This is a genomic window from Streptomyces sp. MspMP-M5 (genome assembly GCF_000373585.1).
GTDB lineage: Bacteria > Actinomycetota > Actinomycetes > Streptomycetales > Streptomycetaceae > Streptomyces.
On record NZ_KB891901.1, the window covers coordinates 12,063 to 28,553 of the forward strand.

At 73.3% G+C, this 16,491-nt stretch carries 14 protein-coding genes and 1 pseudogene; 12 read left to right on the forward strand and 3 right to left on the reverse strand.

The features are described 5' to 3' along the window. Positions 1–48 precede the first annotated feature (48 nt). The 6 genes from B073_RS0122800 (at position 49) to B073_RS0122825 (ending at position 5,520) form a co-directional block, all read left to right on the forward strand. Positions 49–1,890, forward strand: a complete 1,842-nt coding sequence (locus B073_RS0122800; RefSeq protein WP_026247629.1) for a phosphatidylglycerol lysyltransferase domain-containing protein — start codon at positions 49–51, stop codon at positions 1,888–1,890. A 122-nt stretch (positions 1,891–2,012) separates the two neighbouring features. Then, positions 2,013–2,942 carry a dihydropteroate synthase gene (gene folP / locus B073_RS0122805; protein ID WP_051094147.1) on the forward strand — a complete coding sequence of 310 codons (930 nt, stop codon included), beginning with the start codon at positions 2,013–2,015 and terminating at the stop codon, positions 2,940–2,942. Between the two features lie 5 nt (positions 2,943–2,947). Further along, on the forward strand, positions 2,948–3,427 hold the full coding sequence (locus tag B073_RS40750; RefSeq protein ID WP_018540396.1) for a nuclear transport factor 2 family protein: 480 nt from the start codon (positions 2,948–2,950) through the stop codon (positions 3,425–3,427). 382 nt (positions 3,428–3,809) lie between these two features. Beyond that, the gene (gene folB / locus B073_RS0122815; RefSeq protein WP_026247630.1) at positions 3,810–4,169 is read left to right on the forward strand and encodes a dihydroneopterin aldolase; all 360 of its coding nucleotides are present in this window, start codon (positions 3,810–3,812) and stop codon (positions 4,167–4,169) included. After that, a complete protein-coding gene (gene folK / locus B073_RS0122820; protein ID WP_018540398.1) occupies positions 4,166–4,810 on the forward strand; it encodes a 2-amino-4-hydroxy-6-hydroxymethyldihydropteridine diphosphokinase in 645 nt (214 codons plus the stop codon). The genes folB and folK overlap by 4 nt, the downstream gene beginning before the upstream one ends. A gap of 221 nt (positions 4,811–5,031) precedes the next feature. Then, on the forward strand, positions 5,032–5,520 hold the full coding sequence (locus B073_RS0122825; RefSeq protein ID WP_018540399.1) for a DUF3180 domain-containing protein: 489 nt from the start codon (positions 5,032–5,034) through the stop codon (positions 5,518–5,520). Between the two features lie 64 nt (positions 5,521–5,584). Here B073_RS0122825 and B073_RS0122830 read toward each other — a convergent pair whose 3' ends face one another. Then, positions 5,585–6,751: an ABC transporter ATP-binding protein gene (locus B073_RS0122830; RefSeq protein WP_018540400.1), complete on the reverse strand. Its 1,167-nt coding sequence runs from the start codon at positions 6,749–6,751 to the stop codon at positions 5,585–5,587. Positions 6,752–6,922: 171 nt separating this feature from the next. Here B073_RS0122830 and B073_RS0122835 point away from each other — a divergent pair, with 171 nt between their 5' ends. The 4 genes and pseudogenes from B073_RS0122835 to B073_RS0122850 all read left to right on the forward strand — a co-directional run bounded on the left by B073_RS0122835 (position 6,923) and on the right by B073_RS0122850 (position 11,035). Then, positions 6,923–7,684, forward strand: coding sequence for an ABC transporter permease (locus B073_RS0122835; RefSeq protein ID WP_420706451.1), 762 nt, complete (start codon positions 6,923–6,925; stop codon positions 7,682–7,684). A gap of 2 nt (positions 7,685–7,686) precedes the next feature. Continuing rightward, positions 7,687–8,409: pseudogene (locus B073_RS40755) on the forward strand (ABC transporter permease); the annotation flags it as partial. 342 nt (positions 8,410–8,751) lie between these two features. Beyond that, positions 8,752–9,720 (forward strand): ABC transporter substrate-binding protein, encoded by a 969-nt coding sequence (locus tag B073_RS0122845; RefSeq protein ID WP_018540403.1) that lies wholly within the window; start codon positions 8,752–8,754, stop codon positions 9,718–9,720. A 64-nt stretch (positions 9,721–9,784) separates the two neighbouring features. After that, entirely contained in the window at positions 9,785–11,035 is a 1,251-nt protein-coding gene (locus B073_RS0122850; RefSeq protein WP_026247632.1) for a hypothetical protein, read from the forward strand. Positions 11,036–11,118: 83 nt separating this feature from the next. Here B073_RS0122850 and B073_RS0122855 read toward each other — a convergent pair whose 3' ends face one another. Continuing rightward, entirely contained in the window at positions 11,119–12,261 is a 1,143-nt protein-coding gene (locus B073_RS0122855; protein ID WP_018540405.1) for an NADH-quinone oxidoreductase subunit D, read from the reverse strand. A gap of 185 nt (positions 12,262–12,446) precedes the next feature. Further along, a complete protein-coding gene (locus B073_RS0122860; RefSeq protein WP_018540406.1) occupies positions 12,447–13,709 on the reverse strand; it encodes an SAM-dependent methyltransferase in 1,263 nt (420 codons plus the stop codon). Between the two features lie 318 nt (positions 13,710–14,027). On the opposite strand from B073_RS0122860, the gene B073_RS0122865 reads away from it, so the two are divergent. Then, positions 14,028–15,233: a sensor histidine kinase gene (locus tag B073_RS0122865; RefSeq protein ID WP_078508129.1), complete on the forward strand. Its 1,206-nt coding sequence runs from the start codon at positions 14,028–14,030 to the stop codon at positions 15,231–15,233. Positions 15,234–15,579: 346 nt separating this feature from the next. Further along, positions 15,580–16,263 (forward strand): response regulator, encoded by a 684-nt coding sequence (locus tag B073_RS0122870; RefSeq protein ID WP_018540408.1) that lies wholly within the window; start codon positions 15,580–15,582, stop codon positions 16,261–16,263. Positions 16,264–16,491: the final 228 nt, after the last annotated feature.

Sequence of the window (16,491 nt, forward strand, 5' to 3'; positions counted from 1 at the left end):
CTGCGACCAAGGCTCGCACGTTCTCTCGACCGGGGCGACGGGAAAGTGATGTCTGACAGGCTAGATGGCGAAAAGTCGGAGAAGGTTGCGTGGTCTGCGCCACGCTGGCTCCGCGGCCCGCGGCCCGCGGCGGTCCCCGGCCTGGTGGGCTCGGCCGGCGTCGTGGTCGGTCTGCTGAATCTGTTCTCCGGAATCTTCCCGCGTTTCCGGCACAGCCGGGTGCACGCGGTGGCCGAGGTGCTGCCGGGCGCGGTGAGCCCGCTGGCGGCCTCCGCCTCGCTCGTCGTCGGCATCCTGCTGCTGCTCCTGGCCCACGGGCTCAAGCGGCGCAAGCGGCGGGCCTGGGTGGCGGCGGTGGCGCTGCTGCCGGTGGGGATCGCCGCCCAGCTGGTCCACCGGCACTCGGTCTTCGGGGCCACGCTGTCGCTGGTGCTGCTGGGGTTCCTGGTGTGGCACCGGAGAGAGTTCGCGGCGCTGCCCGATCCGCGCAGCCGTTGGCGGGCGGTGGCCAACTTCGTCGTCCTCGGAGGGGTGAGTTTCGGCCTCGGGATGGTGATCGTCAGCTCCCATCCGCACAAGACCGTCGGCTCGCCGTCGTTCGGGGCGCGCGCCGAGCACGTCCTGTGGGGGCTCTTCGGCTTCGAGGGACCGGTCGCCTACACCAACGGCGTCGACTACACCGTGGGCTACTCGCTCGGGGCGCTGGGTCTGCTGACCGTGGCCACCACCGCGTACCTCGCCTTCCGCCCGGAGCACCCGGCGGCCCGGCTGACGGACGAGGACGAGCAGCGGCTGCGGGAGCTGCTGGCCCGGCACGGCGCCCGGGACTCGCTGGGCTACTTCGCGCTGCGCCGGGACAAGGGCGCGGTGTTCTCGCCGTCCGGCAAGGCCGCGGTCTGCTACCGCGTGATCTCCGGTGTGATGCTCGCCAGCGGCGACCCGATCGGGGACGTCGAGGCGTGGCCGGGCGCCATCGAGCGCTTCATGGAGGAGGCGCGGGCGCACTCCTGGACCCCGGCGGTGCACGGCTGCAGCGAGACCGGTGGCCAGGTGTGGACGCGGGAGACCGGCATGGACGCGCTGGAGCTGGGTGACGAGGCGATCGTCGACGTCGCCGACTTCTCGCTGTCCGGCCGGGCCATGCGCAACGTACGGCAGATGGTCAAGCGCATCGAGCGCAACGGCTACACCACCCAGGTGCGCCGGGTGCGGGACCTGGAGCCGGCGGAGCTGGAGCGGGTCCAGAAGGCCGTGGACGCCTGGCGCGACACCGACGACGAGCGCGGCTTCTCCATGGCGCTGGGCCGGATCGACGCCGCGGCCGACGGCGACGCGGTGATCGCCACCGCGCATCTGCCGGTCGCCGAGGGGACGGAGCCGGGCCCGTTCGGCGACCTGAAGGCGATGCAGTACTTCGTCCCGTGGGGCCGCGACGGGGTGTCCCTGGACGTGATGCGGCGGGACCGCAGCGCCGACCCGGGGATGAACGAGCTGCTGATCGTCGCCGCGCTGCAGGCCGCGCCGGACCTGAAGATCAAGCAGCTCTCGCTGAACTTCGCGGTCTTCCGCTCCTATCTGCAGCGCGGCGAGCGGCTGGGCGCCGGGCCGGTGATGCGGGTGACGCGCGGAACGCTGCTGTTCCTGTCCCGCTGGTACCAGATCGAGTCGCTGTACAAGTTCAACGACAAGTTCCGGCCACGCTGGGAGCCGCGGTTCGTGGTGTTCCGCACCAGCCGGGACATCCCGCGGATCGGCCTGGCCACGCTCCAGGCCGAGGGGTACCTGGAACTGCCCCGGATGCTGCGCCGCCGCAAGGCCGCCGAACCGCGGCCCTGCGAGCACCAGGAGGAGTCGGTGCTGGCGGCCGGGTCGCTGGAGCGGGTCGCCTAGGGCGGCTGTCCGCGGGTCGGTCCGGTGCCCTTCAACGGGGGTGCGGGCGGCCCGTCGGGAGGTGGGTCCGCGCAGTCGGCGGGGGCAATCCGGCCGGTCGGCACACGGCCTACGCTGGTGCCATGAGTACCTTGCGCGGCCGGGTGGCCGGACTGCCGGACTGGGACCGCTGCGCGGTGATGGGCGTCGTGAACGTGACGCCCGATTCGTTCTCCGACGGCGGCGAGTGGTTCGACACCGAGCTCGCTGTCAAACACGGTCTGGACCTGGTGGCCCAGGGCGCCGACATGGTCGACGTCGGCGGGGAGTCGACGCGGCCCGGTGCGCCCCGGGTGGACGAGGCCGAGGAGCTGCGCCGGGTCGTCCCGGTGGTGCGCGAGCTGGCCTCGGCGGGGGTGGTGGTCTCCGTCGACACCATGCGCGCCGCGGTGGCGGCGCGGGCCGTGGAGGCCGGCGCCCGGCTGGTCAACGACGTCAGCGGGGGTCTGGCCGACCCGGCGATGGTGCCCACCGTCGCCGCCCACCACGTGCCGTTCGTGGTGATGCACTGGCGCGGCCAGTCGATCGACATGAACAACCGGGCGGTCTACGCCGATGTCGTCGGCGAGGTGGTCGACGAGCTGACGGTGAGCCTGGAGCGCGCGGTCGCCGGCGGGGTGGACCCGGAGCGGATCATCGTCGACCCGGGACTGGGCTTCGCCAAGGAGGCACCGCACGACCTGGCACTGATCGCCCAGCTGAACCGGCTGCGGGCGCTTGGCCGACCGCTGCTGGTCGCCGCTTCGAGGAAACGGTTCCTGGGCAGGGTGCTGGCAGGCGGCGAGGGTGCCGCTCCACCGCCGGCCCGGGAGCGGGATGCCGCGACGGCGGCGGTGTCGGCGATCGTGGCGCGAGAGGGGGCCTGGGCGGTGCGGGTGCACGAGGTCAGGGCGAGCGCGGACGCGGTGCGGGTGGCCCGTGCCGTCGAGGACGCGGCGGGGGCGGCCGGGGACGCCGGGACGTTCGGCGTGGACCGGGTGGGCGGTACGGCGACGACGACGGGGACGAAGTGAGCGGCTTGGGCCCACGGACGGACATCGAGCTGGTCGAGCAGGCGAACACCACGCTGTACGAGACCATCGAGCGCGGCGACCACGAGGCGCTGTCCGAGCTGTGGTTGGACGGTCAGGTGAGTGTGGTCCATCCCGGGTGGCCGGTGCTGCGCGGGCGCGGCGAGGTGCTGCGCTCGTACGCCCTGATCATGGCGAACACCGAGTACATCCAGTTCTTCCTGACCGATGTGGAGATCGACGTCATCGGCGACACCGCCCTGGTGACGTGCACCGAGAACATCCTCAGCGGCGGTCCGGCCGAGGACGACGGCTCGGTGGGGCCGCTGATCGGCCAGCTGGTCGTGGCCACCAACGTCTTCAAGCGGACCGAGGACGGCTGGCGGGTCTGGTCGCACCACGGCTCGCCGGTGCTCGCGGACCGTGAGGACGAGGACGGGGACGACGCCGACGAGGACGAGGAGAACGGGCCCGCCGGGCGGCTGTGAGTGCCGGCCCGGCGGGGCGTCCCATTCCGCGGACATGTGAGTGGCTTCACAAGCATCACCCGCCGGGGGTGTGCGCCGGCGCGCCGGGCGTCAGCGCCCTGGGCGGGGCGCACCCGTTCGAGCCAAGTGCGGCATGGGTAGGGGTGGGACGGGTGGACGCGGGTAAGAGGCCGCGCGGATGATCTCCCGCGCTCTGCCCGGCTGCCCGTGCGCCCCGGCCTAGCAGCAGAACGGGGCCTTGTCCATAGCCCCCATGGGCGAGCGCTGTCGGTGCTCGCAGGTAGATTCGAGTGGGGCAGCGTCGCCGGACGGCTCTGGCTGCTGCCCGAATCCGACGAACAGTGGCGCCAGAGGTGCCGCCGGACCAGTGGGAGTGATTCGCGTGGATCGTGTCGCGCTGCGTGGGCTGAAGGCCAGAGGACACCACGGGGTGTTCCCCCGGGAACGCGAGGAAGGCCAGACCTTCATCGTCGACCTGGTCCTCGGCCTGGACACCCGCCCGGCGGCGGCCTCCGACGACCTCGCGAAGACCGTCCACTACGGCGTCGTCGCCGAGGAGGTGGTGGCCGTCGTCGAGGGCGAGCCCGTCGACCTCATCGAGACCCTGGCGGAGCGCATCGCCGATCAGTGCCTGAAGCACGAGGGGGTGCAGGAGGTGGAAGTGGTGGTCCACAAGCCGGACGCACCGATCACCGTCCCCTTCGATGACGTGACCATCACCATCACTCGGAGCCGAGTATGAAAACCACCCACCAGCCGGCCCCCGCCACCTCCCGCGCCTCCCACACCGACCCCGTCAACGACCCGACCGTCCAGCCCGTGCCCGCCTCGGTGGTGGAGCAGGTGGACGCCGCGGACGTCACGCTCTCCAACCCCAAGCGCGCGGTGATCTCGCTGGGCAGCAACCTCGGCAACCGCCTGGAGACCCTCCAGGGCGCGGTCGACGCGCTGGAGGACACCCCGGGCGTCCGCGTCAAGGCGGTCTCCCCGGTGTACGAGACCGAGCCGTGGGGCGTCGACCCCGGCTCCCAGCCCTCGTACTTCAACGCCGTGGTGCTGATCAAGACGACGCTGCCGCCGGAGTCCCTCCTGGAGCGCGGGCACGCCATCGAGGAAGCCTTCGAGCGGGTGCGGGACGAGCGCTGGGGCCCGCGCACCATCGACGTCGACATCCTCGCCTATCAGGACGTGCGGTCCGACGATCCGCGGCTGACGCTGCCGCACCCGCGCGCCCACGAGCGGGCGTTCGTCCTGGTGCCGTGGCACGACATCGACCCGGAGGCGGAGGTTCCGGGCCGTGGTGCGGTGGCCGCGCTGCTGGCCGCGGTCGGCAGCGAGGGTGTGAACCTCCGGGCGGACCTGGAACTGCGGCTGCCGGAGTAGTCGTTAGGGTTGCGGGCCGGCTGCGTACGGCGGCGATGCGTCCGGGACGCCGGAAGCGCTGATGTACTGGCGCGAGGACGTCGGCGGCGGCGCGGGCACGCGTGCGCGGGCGGCCGGACGGACACGACGGATACGGCGGCCGCACCGGTGCGTGCGGCCATGAGAGCAGACTCGGTCATCGCGGCACGGATGACCGGGACGGTGCGAGGGGCGATCGCTCGGTGAAGCAACTACGGATCAAGATCCTGGTCGGGCTGTTCGTGGTGGCCGGGATCCTGGCCTGGGCGGGCGCCCGGTTGTGGGACTCCTTCGGGACGCTGCCCGGCGTGCCGGTGGCGGCGCCCATCGTGCTGGCGCTGATCGCCGCGGTGCTGGCCGCCACCGCCCTGTCGCTGCGGGGCCGGCTGCGGGCGCAGCGCGAGCGGCGGCCCGGTGCGAAGGGCGTCGATCCGCTGGTGGCCGCCCGGGCGGTGGTCTTCGGCCAGGCGAGCGCCCTGGTGGCCGCGCTGGTCGCGGGCCTGTACGGCGGCGTCGGGGTCTTCCTGGTGACGTCGGGGGTGGACGGCGCGCGGCGCACCCAGGCGGTGTACGCCGGCTTCTCGGTGCTGGCCGGGGCGGCCGTGGTCGCCGCGGCGATCTTCCTGGAGCGGGTCTGCAAGCTGCCGGAGGGCGACGACGACGGCGAGGGCCCCGGGGCGGCGCGGACGTGACGGGTGCCCCGGCCGGGCCGTGCGGGCCCGGCCGGGGCCCGGGCGCGGTTCTTCAGGTCCGCTTTCAGGTTCGCGGGACGGTGTCCAGGGCGACCTCGTCGCGGGCGAGGTCGGCGGCGTCCGCGGTGGTGGCGCGGCGCAGCGCGCCGTGCAGTGCGGCCGGCGTGAGGACGCCGCGGTAGCGGTCGCCGTCGAGGACCGCGAGCCAGCCCGCGTCGTGCTGGAGCAGCGTGCTCAGCGCCTGCCGGAGCGGGGTGCCGAGCTGCACCGCCTCGGCCATCGGGCGGGCCCGGCCGCGGACGGTGGCGGGGCCGTTCCCGGCTTCGGTGAGCGCCTCGGCCGCCACCCAGCCGTAGGGCGTTCCGTCGGCGTCCAGGACGACGGCCCAGGGGGCGCCGGCGGCGGCGAGCGCCTCGGCGGCCCGCGCGGCCGGGTCGTCCAGGCGGACCACCGGCGGCTCTTCGAGGTCGGCGGCCTCGACGGGGGTGACCGCGAGCCGCTTCAGACCGCGGTCGGCGCCCACGAACTCCGCGGTGTACGGGGTCGCCGGGGCGCCCAGGACCGTCGCCGGGGTGTCCAACTGCTCGATCCGGCCGGAGCCGTAGACGGCGATGCGGTCGCCGAGCCGGACCGCCTCCTCGATGTCGTGGGTGACGAAGAGCACCGTCTTGTGGAGCGTGGACTGCAGGCGCAGGAACTCGTTCTGGAGGTGCTCGCGGACGACCGGGTCGACCGCGCCGAACGGCTCGTCCATCAGCAGCACGGGCGGGTCGGCGGCCAGTGCGCGGGCGACGCCGACGCGCTGCCGCTGGCCACCGGAGAGCTGGTCGGGGTAGCGGTCGCCGTAGACGGACGGGTCCAGGCCGACCAGGTCGAGGAGTTCGGCGGCGCGGGCCCGGGCGGCCTTGCGCGGGCGGCCGAGGAGGTGCGGGACGGTGGCGGTGTTGTCCAGCACGGTCTTGTGGGGGAATAGGCCGACCTGCTGGATGACATAGCCGATGCGGCGGCGGAGTTCGACGGGGTCGGCGTCGGCGACGGCCTCGCCGTCGAGGAGGATCCGGCCTTCGGTGGGCTCGATGAGCCGGTTCACCATCTTCATCGTGGTCGTCTTGCCGCAGCCCGACGGGCCGACGAGGGTGATGAGTTCGCCCTTGGCGACCTCGAAGGAGAGGTCGTCGACGGCGGTGGTGCCGTCGGCGTAGCGCTTGGTGACGTGCTCGAAGCGGATCATGCTTTCCCCCTGTGTGGACGGGCCCATTGTGTACGTGTCGTGCGCACGTGCCGTGAACGCGGTGTTGCGAGTGGAGACCGGGCCGCGGCGATTGTCAGTGGTGGGGGTTAGGGTCGCAGACAGTCACCACGGTATCGGCGAGCGGGGGAGGTGACGGCGGTGGAGGCACCGGTGCGTGCGGCCGAAGTGCTGACGGGCCATCAGGTCTTGGCGCAGGGCGGTCCGGGCTGCCTGGAGCGGAACGACTGGATCTGCGGCGACTATCTCCGTACCCGGAGCCAGGAATTGATCGACGCCACCCTTCAGCACGTCGGCATCACGGTGGTGTCGGTGCTGCTCGGGCTGCTGGTCGCCTTTCCGCTGGCACTGCTGGCGCGGCACCGGCGGGGCGTCGCGGGGCCGGTCCTGGGGCTGACGACGGTGCTGTACACCGTGCCGTCGCTGGCGATGTTCGCGCTGCTGACGCCCGTCTTCGGGGTGTCACCGTCGGTCGTCGTCACGGGCCTGGTGCTGTATTCGCTGACGATCCTGGTACGCAACGTCCTCGCCGGCCTGGACGCGGTCCCCACCGAGGTGCGGGAGGCCGCCCGCGGGATGGGATACGGGCCGGCCCGGCTGCTGTTCGAGGTGGAACTCCCCCTGGCGCTCCCGGCGTTGGTGGCCGGTGTGCGGATCGCCACGGTGTCGACGGTGGCGATGACGACCATCGGCTCGGTGGTGGGCTACGGCGGCCTGGGCAATCTCATAGCCAGCGGCCTGGAGGGCTTCTTCAAGGCCGAGGTGCTGACCGCTTCGGTGCTGTGCGTGCTGCTGGCCCTGGTGGCGGATCTGCTCCTGCTCGGCGTGCAGCGGCTGCTGACGCCGTGGACGCGGGCGCGGTCCGGGGGCCGCCGGGTGCGGCGCGGTGCGGCCGTGGCGAAGGCGGTGGGGTGAGCGTGGACGCGATCACGGGTGCCTGGCAGTGGCTGGCCACGGTCGCCAACTGGTCCGGGGAGAAGGGCGTATGGCACCGCCTGGGCGAGCACCTCTGGCTGAGCGGGTTCTGCCTGCTGCTGTCCTGCCTGATGGCCCTGCCGGTGGCGCTGTGGCTCGGGCACATCGGCAAGGGCGGTGCGCTGGCGGTCAACCTCTCCAATGTGGGGCGCGCGGTGCCGACCTTCGCGGTCCTGGTGCTGCTGACGCTCAGTCCGCTGGGGACGCACGGCGACTGGCCGACGATCATCGCGCTGGTGCTGTTCGCGGTGCCGCCGCTACTGACCAACGTCCATCTGGGCATACGAGAGGCGGACCGCGATGTGGTCGAGGCCGCCCGGGGGATGGGCATGTCCGGGCCGCAGCTGCTGCTGCGGGTCGAGATACCGCTCGCCTACCCGCTGATCATGACGGGACTGCGTTCGGCGGCGGTCCAGGTGGTGGCCACGGCGACGCTGGCCGCACTGGCCGGCGGCGGGGGCCTGGGCCGCATCATCACCGCCGGCTTCGGCAACTACGACACCGCGCAGGTGGTGGCCGGCGCGGTCCTGGTGGCGCTGCTGGCACTGCTGGTGGAGGGCGTGCTGGTGCTGGTGGACCGGGCCTTCGACCCGATGCGGGGGCGGCGGCGCGCGCAGCGCGGAGGCGCGCCGGCGTCGGGCCCGGGCCTGGCCTCGGCTGTCGGCGCTGCGGCCGCGGCCGAGGGCCCGGTCGTCAATTCCCAGGCGGTGTCCGGCACTTCCCCGGCCGAGGCCGGGCGGCACCCCCGGGCGGGCACGCTCGCCGCGGCGGGCGACGATGCCGGTACGGCCGGTACGGCGGATAGCGCCAGTACGGCGGGTAAGGCCAGTACGGGCGCGGCCGTCCGGCCCGCCGAGGGTGCGCACCGGACGCCGCCCGGCCCGCCTCCTGGCCTGCCCCCTGGCTCGCCTTCCGGGCGGACGACGGAAGTGTGACGACAGAGCTCGCCCGGCCGCGACCCGAGACGTCTCGACCGACCTGACCCCGAACGGACGGAGTGGATTTCCATGAGCAGCACAGCACGTACGGCCCGCACGGCGCGTACCGCGCTCGCCGCGGGGACGGTGGCGGCGCTGGCCGCAGGTCTGGCCGCGTGCGGCGGACAGAGCCTGGAGCAGAAGGGCGGCAAGGACGGAGGGAAGGGCGAGATCGTCATAGGCTCGGCGGGCTTCACCGAGTCGAAGGTGCTCGCCGAGATCTATTCACGGGTCCTGGCCGATGCCGGTTACCACCCACGGGTTCAGACGCTGGCCAATCGGGAGCTGTATGAACCGGCCCTGGAGAAGGGCCAGATCGATGTAGTTCCGGAATACGCCTCCACCCTCGCGGAATTCCTCAACGCGAAGAAGAACGGCGCCAAGGCGAAGCCCGTGGCCTCCAGCGACATCGACAAGACGGTCGCGGAGCTGAAGAAGCTGGCCGAGCCGCGCGGACTGAAGGTGCTCCCGGCAGGCGCGGCCACCGACCAGAACGCCTTCGCGGTGACCAAGGAATTCGCTGCCAAGAACAAGCTCCGGACACTCTCCGACCTGGGCCGTTCTCGACAGAAGGTCAAACTCGCCGCGGGGGAGGAGTGCGAGACGCGGGTGTTCTGCAAGCCGGGTCTGCAGAAGACCTACGGCATCGCCGTCGCGGGCATCGACCCCAAGGGCGTGGGGACCCCGCAGGCCAAGCAGGCGGTCAAGGACGGCACCGACCAGCTCGTGCTGACCACGACCACGGACGCCACTCTCGACAACTTCGGTCTGGTGCTTCTCCAGGACGACAAGAAGCTGCAGAACGCCGACAATGTGCTGCCGGTGCTGAATGCCAAGAGCGCCGGCGACAAGGAGGTCGAGGCCGCACTCAACAAGATCACGAAGGTGCTCACCACCGAGGACTTGATCAACTTGAACCGCAAGGTCGATGCCGAGCGCTTGAAGCCCGCCGATGTGGCGCAGGCATATTTGGAGTCCAAGGGGTTGGTCAAGAAGTAACCAGCGGGGAACGGATCCGTAGGCGAGGCCCCATAGGTCTCGCACGCACGGTAAGTTTCTGGCCATGCCACGAGGACGCCACCGCCATTCCCCACCCCTCCACCGGCTGCTTCCTCCATCGACGGTCGCCGGTGCGTCAATTGCCTGTGCCACGGGCGCGTGGTTCGTCGGCGACGACCTCGTGCAACGGGTGCTCGCCGCCGGTGCCGCGGCCGCCGCGGTCACCGGCGCCGTCCTGCTGCGGACCTGGGACCGCAAGGCCGGCAAACGCGTCGCCGAGCTGACCCGGGCCCGGGCGCGCGACGAGTGGCGCACCGAGGAGCGGATCGCCGAACTGGAGACGGACGTCGAGGAGTCGCGCGAGATCCGCGCCGCCCTGGACACCAAGCTCCGCGCCAAGCGCGCCGAACTCGCCCGGCTGCGCAGCGAGCACGCCGCTCTGCTGCGCCGCTACGCCAACGCCGAGACCGAGCGGGCCAGCGCCCTGGAGGGCCGCCGGCTGCTCGCCATCGAGGCCGGGCAGCCGGGCGCCGACGGCGGGCTCGTACCGGCCCGCCGCGAGCCGGCACCCGGCGGCGGGCGCCCGGTGCCGGATGCCGGGAAGGCGGACGCCAGGACGACGGACGGCGCGGCCGGGGCCCGTCCCACCGCCACGTTCGCGGAGGCGGACCGCGCGCTGCGCGAGCTGGCCCGCAACGCCGCCCGGCAGCGCGCCGCCGCACAGGCCGCCGGCCGGCCCGACACCGGCGCTCAGGAGGAACCCGGGGCGACCGGCCCGGGGAAGCCCGGGGCGGCCGCCGCGCAGGGGGTGGGCGGATCCGCGCTCCGCCCGGTGCCGGCCGCCGCAGCGATCGCCCCGGCCCGCCCGTCCGTGCCCCGCACGCTGGGCGGCTTCGACTTCTTCGGCAACGCCACCGTCCCCCGCAACGAGCTGCCCGCCCCGATGGAGGAGGACCTGGCGGACGTCGTCGGTGACGAGGCGGTCGCCGAGCAGTCGGCGCGCGCCAAGGCCCGTACGGAGGCCCGCATCGAGGCTCGTACGGACGCCCGCGCGGCGCGTACGGAGAGCGCGGGCGCTGAGGGCTCCGACTCCCGGGACTCCGGGGGCTCCGGGGGCTCCGAGGACGCCGAGCACGGCGGCATACACGGGCGCGAGGCATCCGGTGAGGAGACCTCCGGCGATGACGAGGCGCCCGGCGGCGCGGTCGTCGCCGACGGGGAGACGACGCACGGCGCCGGCGAGGTCATCGACCTGACCGCGCACGACGAGACCGAGCAGCTCGACCTCGCCGAACTGCGCAGCGCCATCTCCTGAACGCCGGGAGGCGGCAGAACGTAGCGAGCGGCGGGGAGGCGCCCGTCCGTCCACAGCCTGTGGACGGACGGGCGCCTCCCCGCCTACTTGTCGATGTCGCCGACCACGAAGAACATCGAGCCCAGGATGGCGACCATGTCGGCGACCAGGGTCCCCGGCAGCAGCTCCGTCAGCACCTGGATGTTGTTGTACGACGCGGAGCGCAACTTCAGGCGGTACGGGGTCTTCTCGCCCTTGGAGACCAGGTAGTAGCCGTTGATGCCGAGCGGGTTCTCGGTCCAGGCGTAGGTCGTGCCCTCGGGGGCCTTGAGGACCTTCGGCAGCCGCTGGTTGATCGGGCCGGGCGGCAGCTCCGCGATCCGGTCCAGGCAGGCGTCCGCGAGGTCGAGGGAGTTGTGCGTCTGCTCCAGCAGGCACTCGAAGCGGGCCAGGCAGTCGCCCTCCTCCCTGGTGACGACCTTGAGCGTGGACTCCAGCTCGCCGTACGCGAGATACGGCTCGTCGCGCCGCAGGTCGAAGTCGACGCCGGACGCGCGGGCGATCGGCCCGGAGACGCCGTAGGCGTGCACCGCTTCACGGGTCAGCACACCGACGCCCCGGGTGCGGCCGCGGAAGATCTCGTTCCCCAGGACGAGATTGTCGAAGACGTCCATACGGGAGCGGACGTCGGCGACGGCCTGCCGGGCCCGGCCGAGCCAGCCGGCGGGCAGGTCCTCCTTGAGGCCGCCGACCCGGTTGAACATGTAGTGCATCCGGCCGCCGGAGATCTCCTCCATGACGGTCTGGAGCTCCTCGCGCTCCCGGAACGCGTGGAAGACCGGGGTGATCCCGCCGAGCTCCAGCGGGTACGAGCCGAGGAACATCAGGTGGTTCAGGACGCGGTTCAGCTCGGCGAGCAGCGTGCGCATCCACACCGCGCGCTCGGGCACCTCCATGCCCAGCATCCGCTCGACGCCGATCACCACACCCAGCTCGTTGGAGAACGCCGACAGCCAGTCGTGGCGGTTGGCGAGCATGATGATCTGGCGGTAGTCGCGGGCCTCGAAGAGCTTCTCCGCGCCGCGGTGCATATAGCCGATCACCGGCTCGGCCTGCCGGATGCGCTCGCCGTCCAGGACGAGGCGCAGCCGCAGCACGCCGTGCGTGGAGGGATGCTGCGGGCCGATGTTCAGCACCATGTCGGTGCTCTCCGCCGCGCCGCCGATGCCGACCGTCGTCTCCGTCATGGGGACAGTGTCGCAGGACGGGACGCTACGGAGCGGTGCGGTCCGTGGTGTGGAACGGGGGCGGCCGTGGTGTGAAACGGGGGCCGGGCCCGAGGGGCGGGCCGTGCCGGTGGGCTGTGGTGGCGGTCCCAGCGTGGGCCGGGCCACCGGGCCACCGGGGCGTGGTGGCGTCGCGTTCGGGGGCGTCAGTCGGCGGCGCTGCCGGAGCTGCTGCCGGTGGCGCTCTCGGCGCCGGCGGCGAGCAGTTCGGCGCAGGCGGTGCCGCCGACCGGCTCCAGCAGCCAGCCGAAGGCGCCCAGGCCCGCCGGATCGGTCAGTTCCGCCGCGTCACCGGCCGCGCCGAGCGCGCGTACGTAGCCGGCCGGGTCGGTCGTGGCCAGGGAGAGCGGCGGGCGGCGGCCGGTCACCCCGAGGGCGTGCAGCGCGGCGCGCTGGGTCAGCTGCTCGGCGCCCGGACCGGCACAGGCGTCCAGCGCGACGTGCGCGGTGAGGTCGCAGCTGCCGTCCGGGACGGGCGGGACCTCGCGGCCCGCGCGGAAGCCGGTGAGGGTGCCGAAGGGCGGCCGGTCGGCGCGCCGGTGGGCGTAGTCGACGGCGACCGCGAGCCCGGCGCGCAGGGTGCGGCGGGCACGCGCCCAGGCGGCGTCCCGGGGGCGGCCGATCTCGGCGCGCAGCCCGGGTACGGGGTCGCCGGCGGCGTCCGGCGCGGCGCGCGGCCACCAGCGGGCGAGCCACGCCGCGTCCGGGCCGTCGACCGGCGGACCGAGCCGTTCCGTGCCGTCGGCCCGCACTAGGACCCGGCGCGGTACCCCGTCGGCGTCCGTCTCGACGATGTCCAGCGGGACGTTGTCGAGCCATTCGTTGGCGAAGAGCAGGCCGGTGAGCGAGCCCGGCGCGGGCAGATCGGCGCGCCAGGCGATGCGGGGGTCGAGTCCCTCGGGGCGCTCGGCGCGTTCGACGGCATACGGGCGCAGGCGTCCGGCAACCTCCTCGGGGAGGGCCGCCAGCACTCCGGTCAACAGCTCGCCGCGGCCCGCGCCGACGTCCACCAGGGCCAGCTCGTCCGGGTGCCCGAGGGCGGCGTCGACCCGGCGGAGGAGGGTGGCGACGGCGCCGGCGTACAGCGGGGAGACGTGGACGGAGGTGCGGAAGTGGCCGGCGGGGCCGGGGCCGCCGGGGCGGGTGTAGAAGCCGTCCGGGCCGTAGAGCGCCTGCTCGGCCGCCTCCTGCCAGCCGCGCCAGGGGGAGTGGCGGGCGGCGGGGGTGGAGGCGCTGGGGGGAGCCGGTTGGGCGGGTGTGGTGGGCGCGGTGGGCTTGGCGGGCGTGGTGCCGGCGGCTGGGTCGGCCGGGCGGTGGGCGTCGGCCGGCTCGCGTCGGGCCTGCTGGTGCTCGTTCGCCGCTGAACCGCGTCCCTGCCCCTGTCCCGGCCCCTGTCCCTCTGTCGTCACGGGCACCACGGTACGGGGGCCGGCGCGGAGCGTATGCGGACGCAGGCACCTCCCGTACGGGGCGGCCGGCGGCTCCGGGCGTCGACCCGTGGTGCGGCGGTCGGCCTGCGGTATGAGCCGAGTCAGGGAGGAAACCCCTGGTCGGGGGCGTATCCCGGCGGGACGGCACGGGCCCGCCGGGGCCGCGTGACCACGGATCGACCCCAGGGTCGACACAATCGGCGCAGACCGCCTCCACCTAGCGGAGTAGGCCCTGTTGAAGAGGATCGCCCCTCCGGTTGACTCTTCTGCCTCCTCGCGCTCCCTACGCTGGGTTACGTGCAGCGCCTCTATGACTTCCTCCGCCGGCACCCGACGGGAGTGGACAGCTTCTGGGCTTTCCTCCTCTTCGGGATCACCGGGTTGTGGGTCATCTCCCGGCCGGGCCTCGAGGGCAAGGTCGTCGGCCTGCTCTTCGGCATCGGCCTGTGCCTGGTCATCGCCCTGCGCCGGAAGTACCCGGTCAAGATGCTGCTGCTGACCATCGCCCTCGGCGTGGGCCAGCTGATCATGAACGTCCCGCCCAACCCCGGCGACTTCTCGATGATGGTGATCGTCTACACCGTCGCCTCCGAGACCTCGGCCCGCCGCTGGGCCTCACGCCTCGCGCTGGCCAGCGCGCTGATCGGCCCCGGTCTGTCCCAACTCCGCTTCCGGGACAGCCCCGTCCACATGCCGCTCTGGGCCGTGATCTTCTTCATGGTGCTGCTCACCGTGCCGTTCGTACTGGCCTGGGTGCTCGGCGACTCGATCCGCACCCGCCGGGCCTACTGGGCACAGCTGGAGGAGAAGGCCACCCGCCTGGAGAAGGAGCGCGAGGCCCAGTCCCGGATCGCGGTCGCGGCCGAGCGCGCCCGGATCGCCCGCGAGCTGCACGACGTCGTCGCGCACAACGTCTCGGTGATGGTCGTCCAGGCCGACGGCGCCGCGTATGTCCTCGACGCCGCGCCCGACCAGGCCCGGCAGGCGCTGGAGACGATCTCCGGCACGGGCCGGCAGGCGCTCGCCGAGATGCGCCGGCTGCTGGGCGTGCTGCGCACCGGCGAGCAGGCCGAGGGCGAGGATTACGTGCCCCAGCCCGGCGTCGAGCAGCTCGCCGACCTCATAGACCAGGTCCGGGGCGCGGGACTGCCGGTCGACTTCCGGGTCGTCGGCGAGCCGCGCCCGCTGCCCAGCAGCGTCGAGCTGACCGCGTACCGCATCGTCCAGGAGGCGCTGACCAACACCCGCAAGCACGGCGGCCCCGGCGTCAGCGCCACCGTCCGCCTGACCTACCGGGACGACGACCTCGATCTGCTCGTCGAGGACGACGGCCGGGGCGCGCAGCACGAGCTCTACGAGGCGGGCGGCGCCGACGGGCTCGGCCACGGCCTGATCGGCATGCGCGAGCGGGTGGGCATGGTCGGCGGAATCCTCGACGCCGGCCCCCGCCCGGGCGGCGGATTCCGGGTCAACGCCGTACTGCCGCTCAAGGCGGAGCGGTGAGCGGCCGGCCCTCGCCGAGGGCCGGTGGCGTCGGGTGCACGGAGTCTCGGGCGGGCGGGGCCGGGGCCAGGGTGGTGCCTGGGGCGGGGGCCGGCTGTTCTGGCCGTGTCGCGTCTCGGTTCGCTCGGGGCACGGGCCGTCGCGGCCGGCCGCCCCGGACCCGCCCGCTCTGGCATTGTTCGCCCCAGACGCGTTCGCCCCAACCGCTCCAACGGCTCCAACCGGTCCAACTGTCCCAATGGCGCCAGCTGCCTCTACGGCACCAGCTGCTCCAACTGTTCCCACCGTCCCAGCCGACCCCGTCGGCCCCGCCGTCCCCGCCGACCCGTGAAGGGATCCCCCTGCCATGACCATCCGCGTGATGCTCGTCGACGACCAGGTGCTGCTGCGCACCGGCTTCCGGATGGTGCTGGCCGCACAACCCGACATGGAGGTCGTCGCCGAGGCCGGTAACGGAGCGGAGGCCCTGGAGGTGCTGCGTTCCACCGAGGTGGACGTGATCCTCATGGACGTCCGGATGCCACAGCTCGACGGCGTCGAGGCGACCCGCCGGATCTGCGGGGGCGGTCAACCGGAGGGCGCCCCGAAGGTGCTCATCCTGACCACCTTCGACCTGGACGAGTACGCCTTCTCCGCGCTCAAGGCCGGGGCCAGCGGCTTCATGCTCAAGGACGTCCCGCCGAACGAACTCCTCGCCGCGATCCGGGCGGTGCACAGCGGGGACGCGGTGGTCGCCCCGTCCACCACCCGCCGCCTCCTGGACCGCTTCACGCCCATGCTGCCCACCACCGGCGGCGAGCCCGGGCGGCCCGAGCTGGAGCGGCTGACCGAGCGCGAGCGCGAGGTGCTGCTGCTCGTCGCGCAGGGGCTGTCGAACGGTGAGATCGCGGCGCGGCTGGTGCTGTCCGAGGCCACGGTCAAGACCCATGTGGGCCGGATCCTCACGAAGTTGAGCCTGCGGGACCGGGTCCAGGCGGTGGTGCTCGCCTATGAGACGGGGCTGGTCCGGGCCGGGGGCGCCGGGGCGTAGCGCGTCGCATCAGGCCGGGGGAGGCAGTCGACGGGTGGGCGCGGCGGCCGCGGCGGCCAGCGGCAGGCCGTCCAGCGGTGACAGGCCGCCGGACGGCCGTCCGGTGCGCCCGCTCTTCCTGTGCTCCTACAGGCTCCGCCTTGCGCCGCTTACGCTCCTGCGGCCTCTACGGCTCCCGCTAGGTCTCCCGGCCTGTTGGCCTGTTGGCCTGTTGGCCTGACGGGCTGC

Coding starts and splice junctions, on each gene's coding strand:
- B073_RS0122830 (WP_018540400.1), bottom strand. CDS start 6,751: ATGATCCGCTTCGAGCACGTCACCAAGCGCTACGCCGACGGCACCACC.
- B073_RS0122850 (WP_026247632.1), top strand. CDS start 9,785: ATGCCACGAGGACGCCACCGCCATTCCCCACCCCTCCACCGGCTGCTT.
- folP (WP_051094147.1), top strand. CDS start 2,013: ATGAGTACCTTGCGCGGCCGGGTGGCCGGACTGCCGGACTGGGACCGC.
- B073_RS0122845 (WP_018540403.1), top strand. CDS start 8,752: ATGAGCAGCACAGCACGTACGGCCCGCACGGCGCGTACCGCGCTCGCC.
- B073_RS0122870 (WP_018540408.1), top strand. CDS start 15,580: ATGACCATCCGCGTGATGCTCGTCGACGACCAGGTGCTGCTGCGCACC.
- B073_RS0122800 (WP_026247629.1), top strand. CDS start 49: ATGTCTGACAGGCTAGATGGCGAAAAGTCGGAGAAGGTTGCGTGGTCT.
- B073_RS0122855 (WP_018540405.1), bottom strand. CDS start 12,261: ATGACGGAGACGACGGTCGGCATCGGCGGCGCGGCGGAGAGCACCGAC.
- folK (WP_018540398.1), top strand. CDS start 4,166: ATGAAAACCACCCACCAGCCGGCCCCCGCCACCTCCCGCGCCTCCCAC.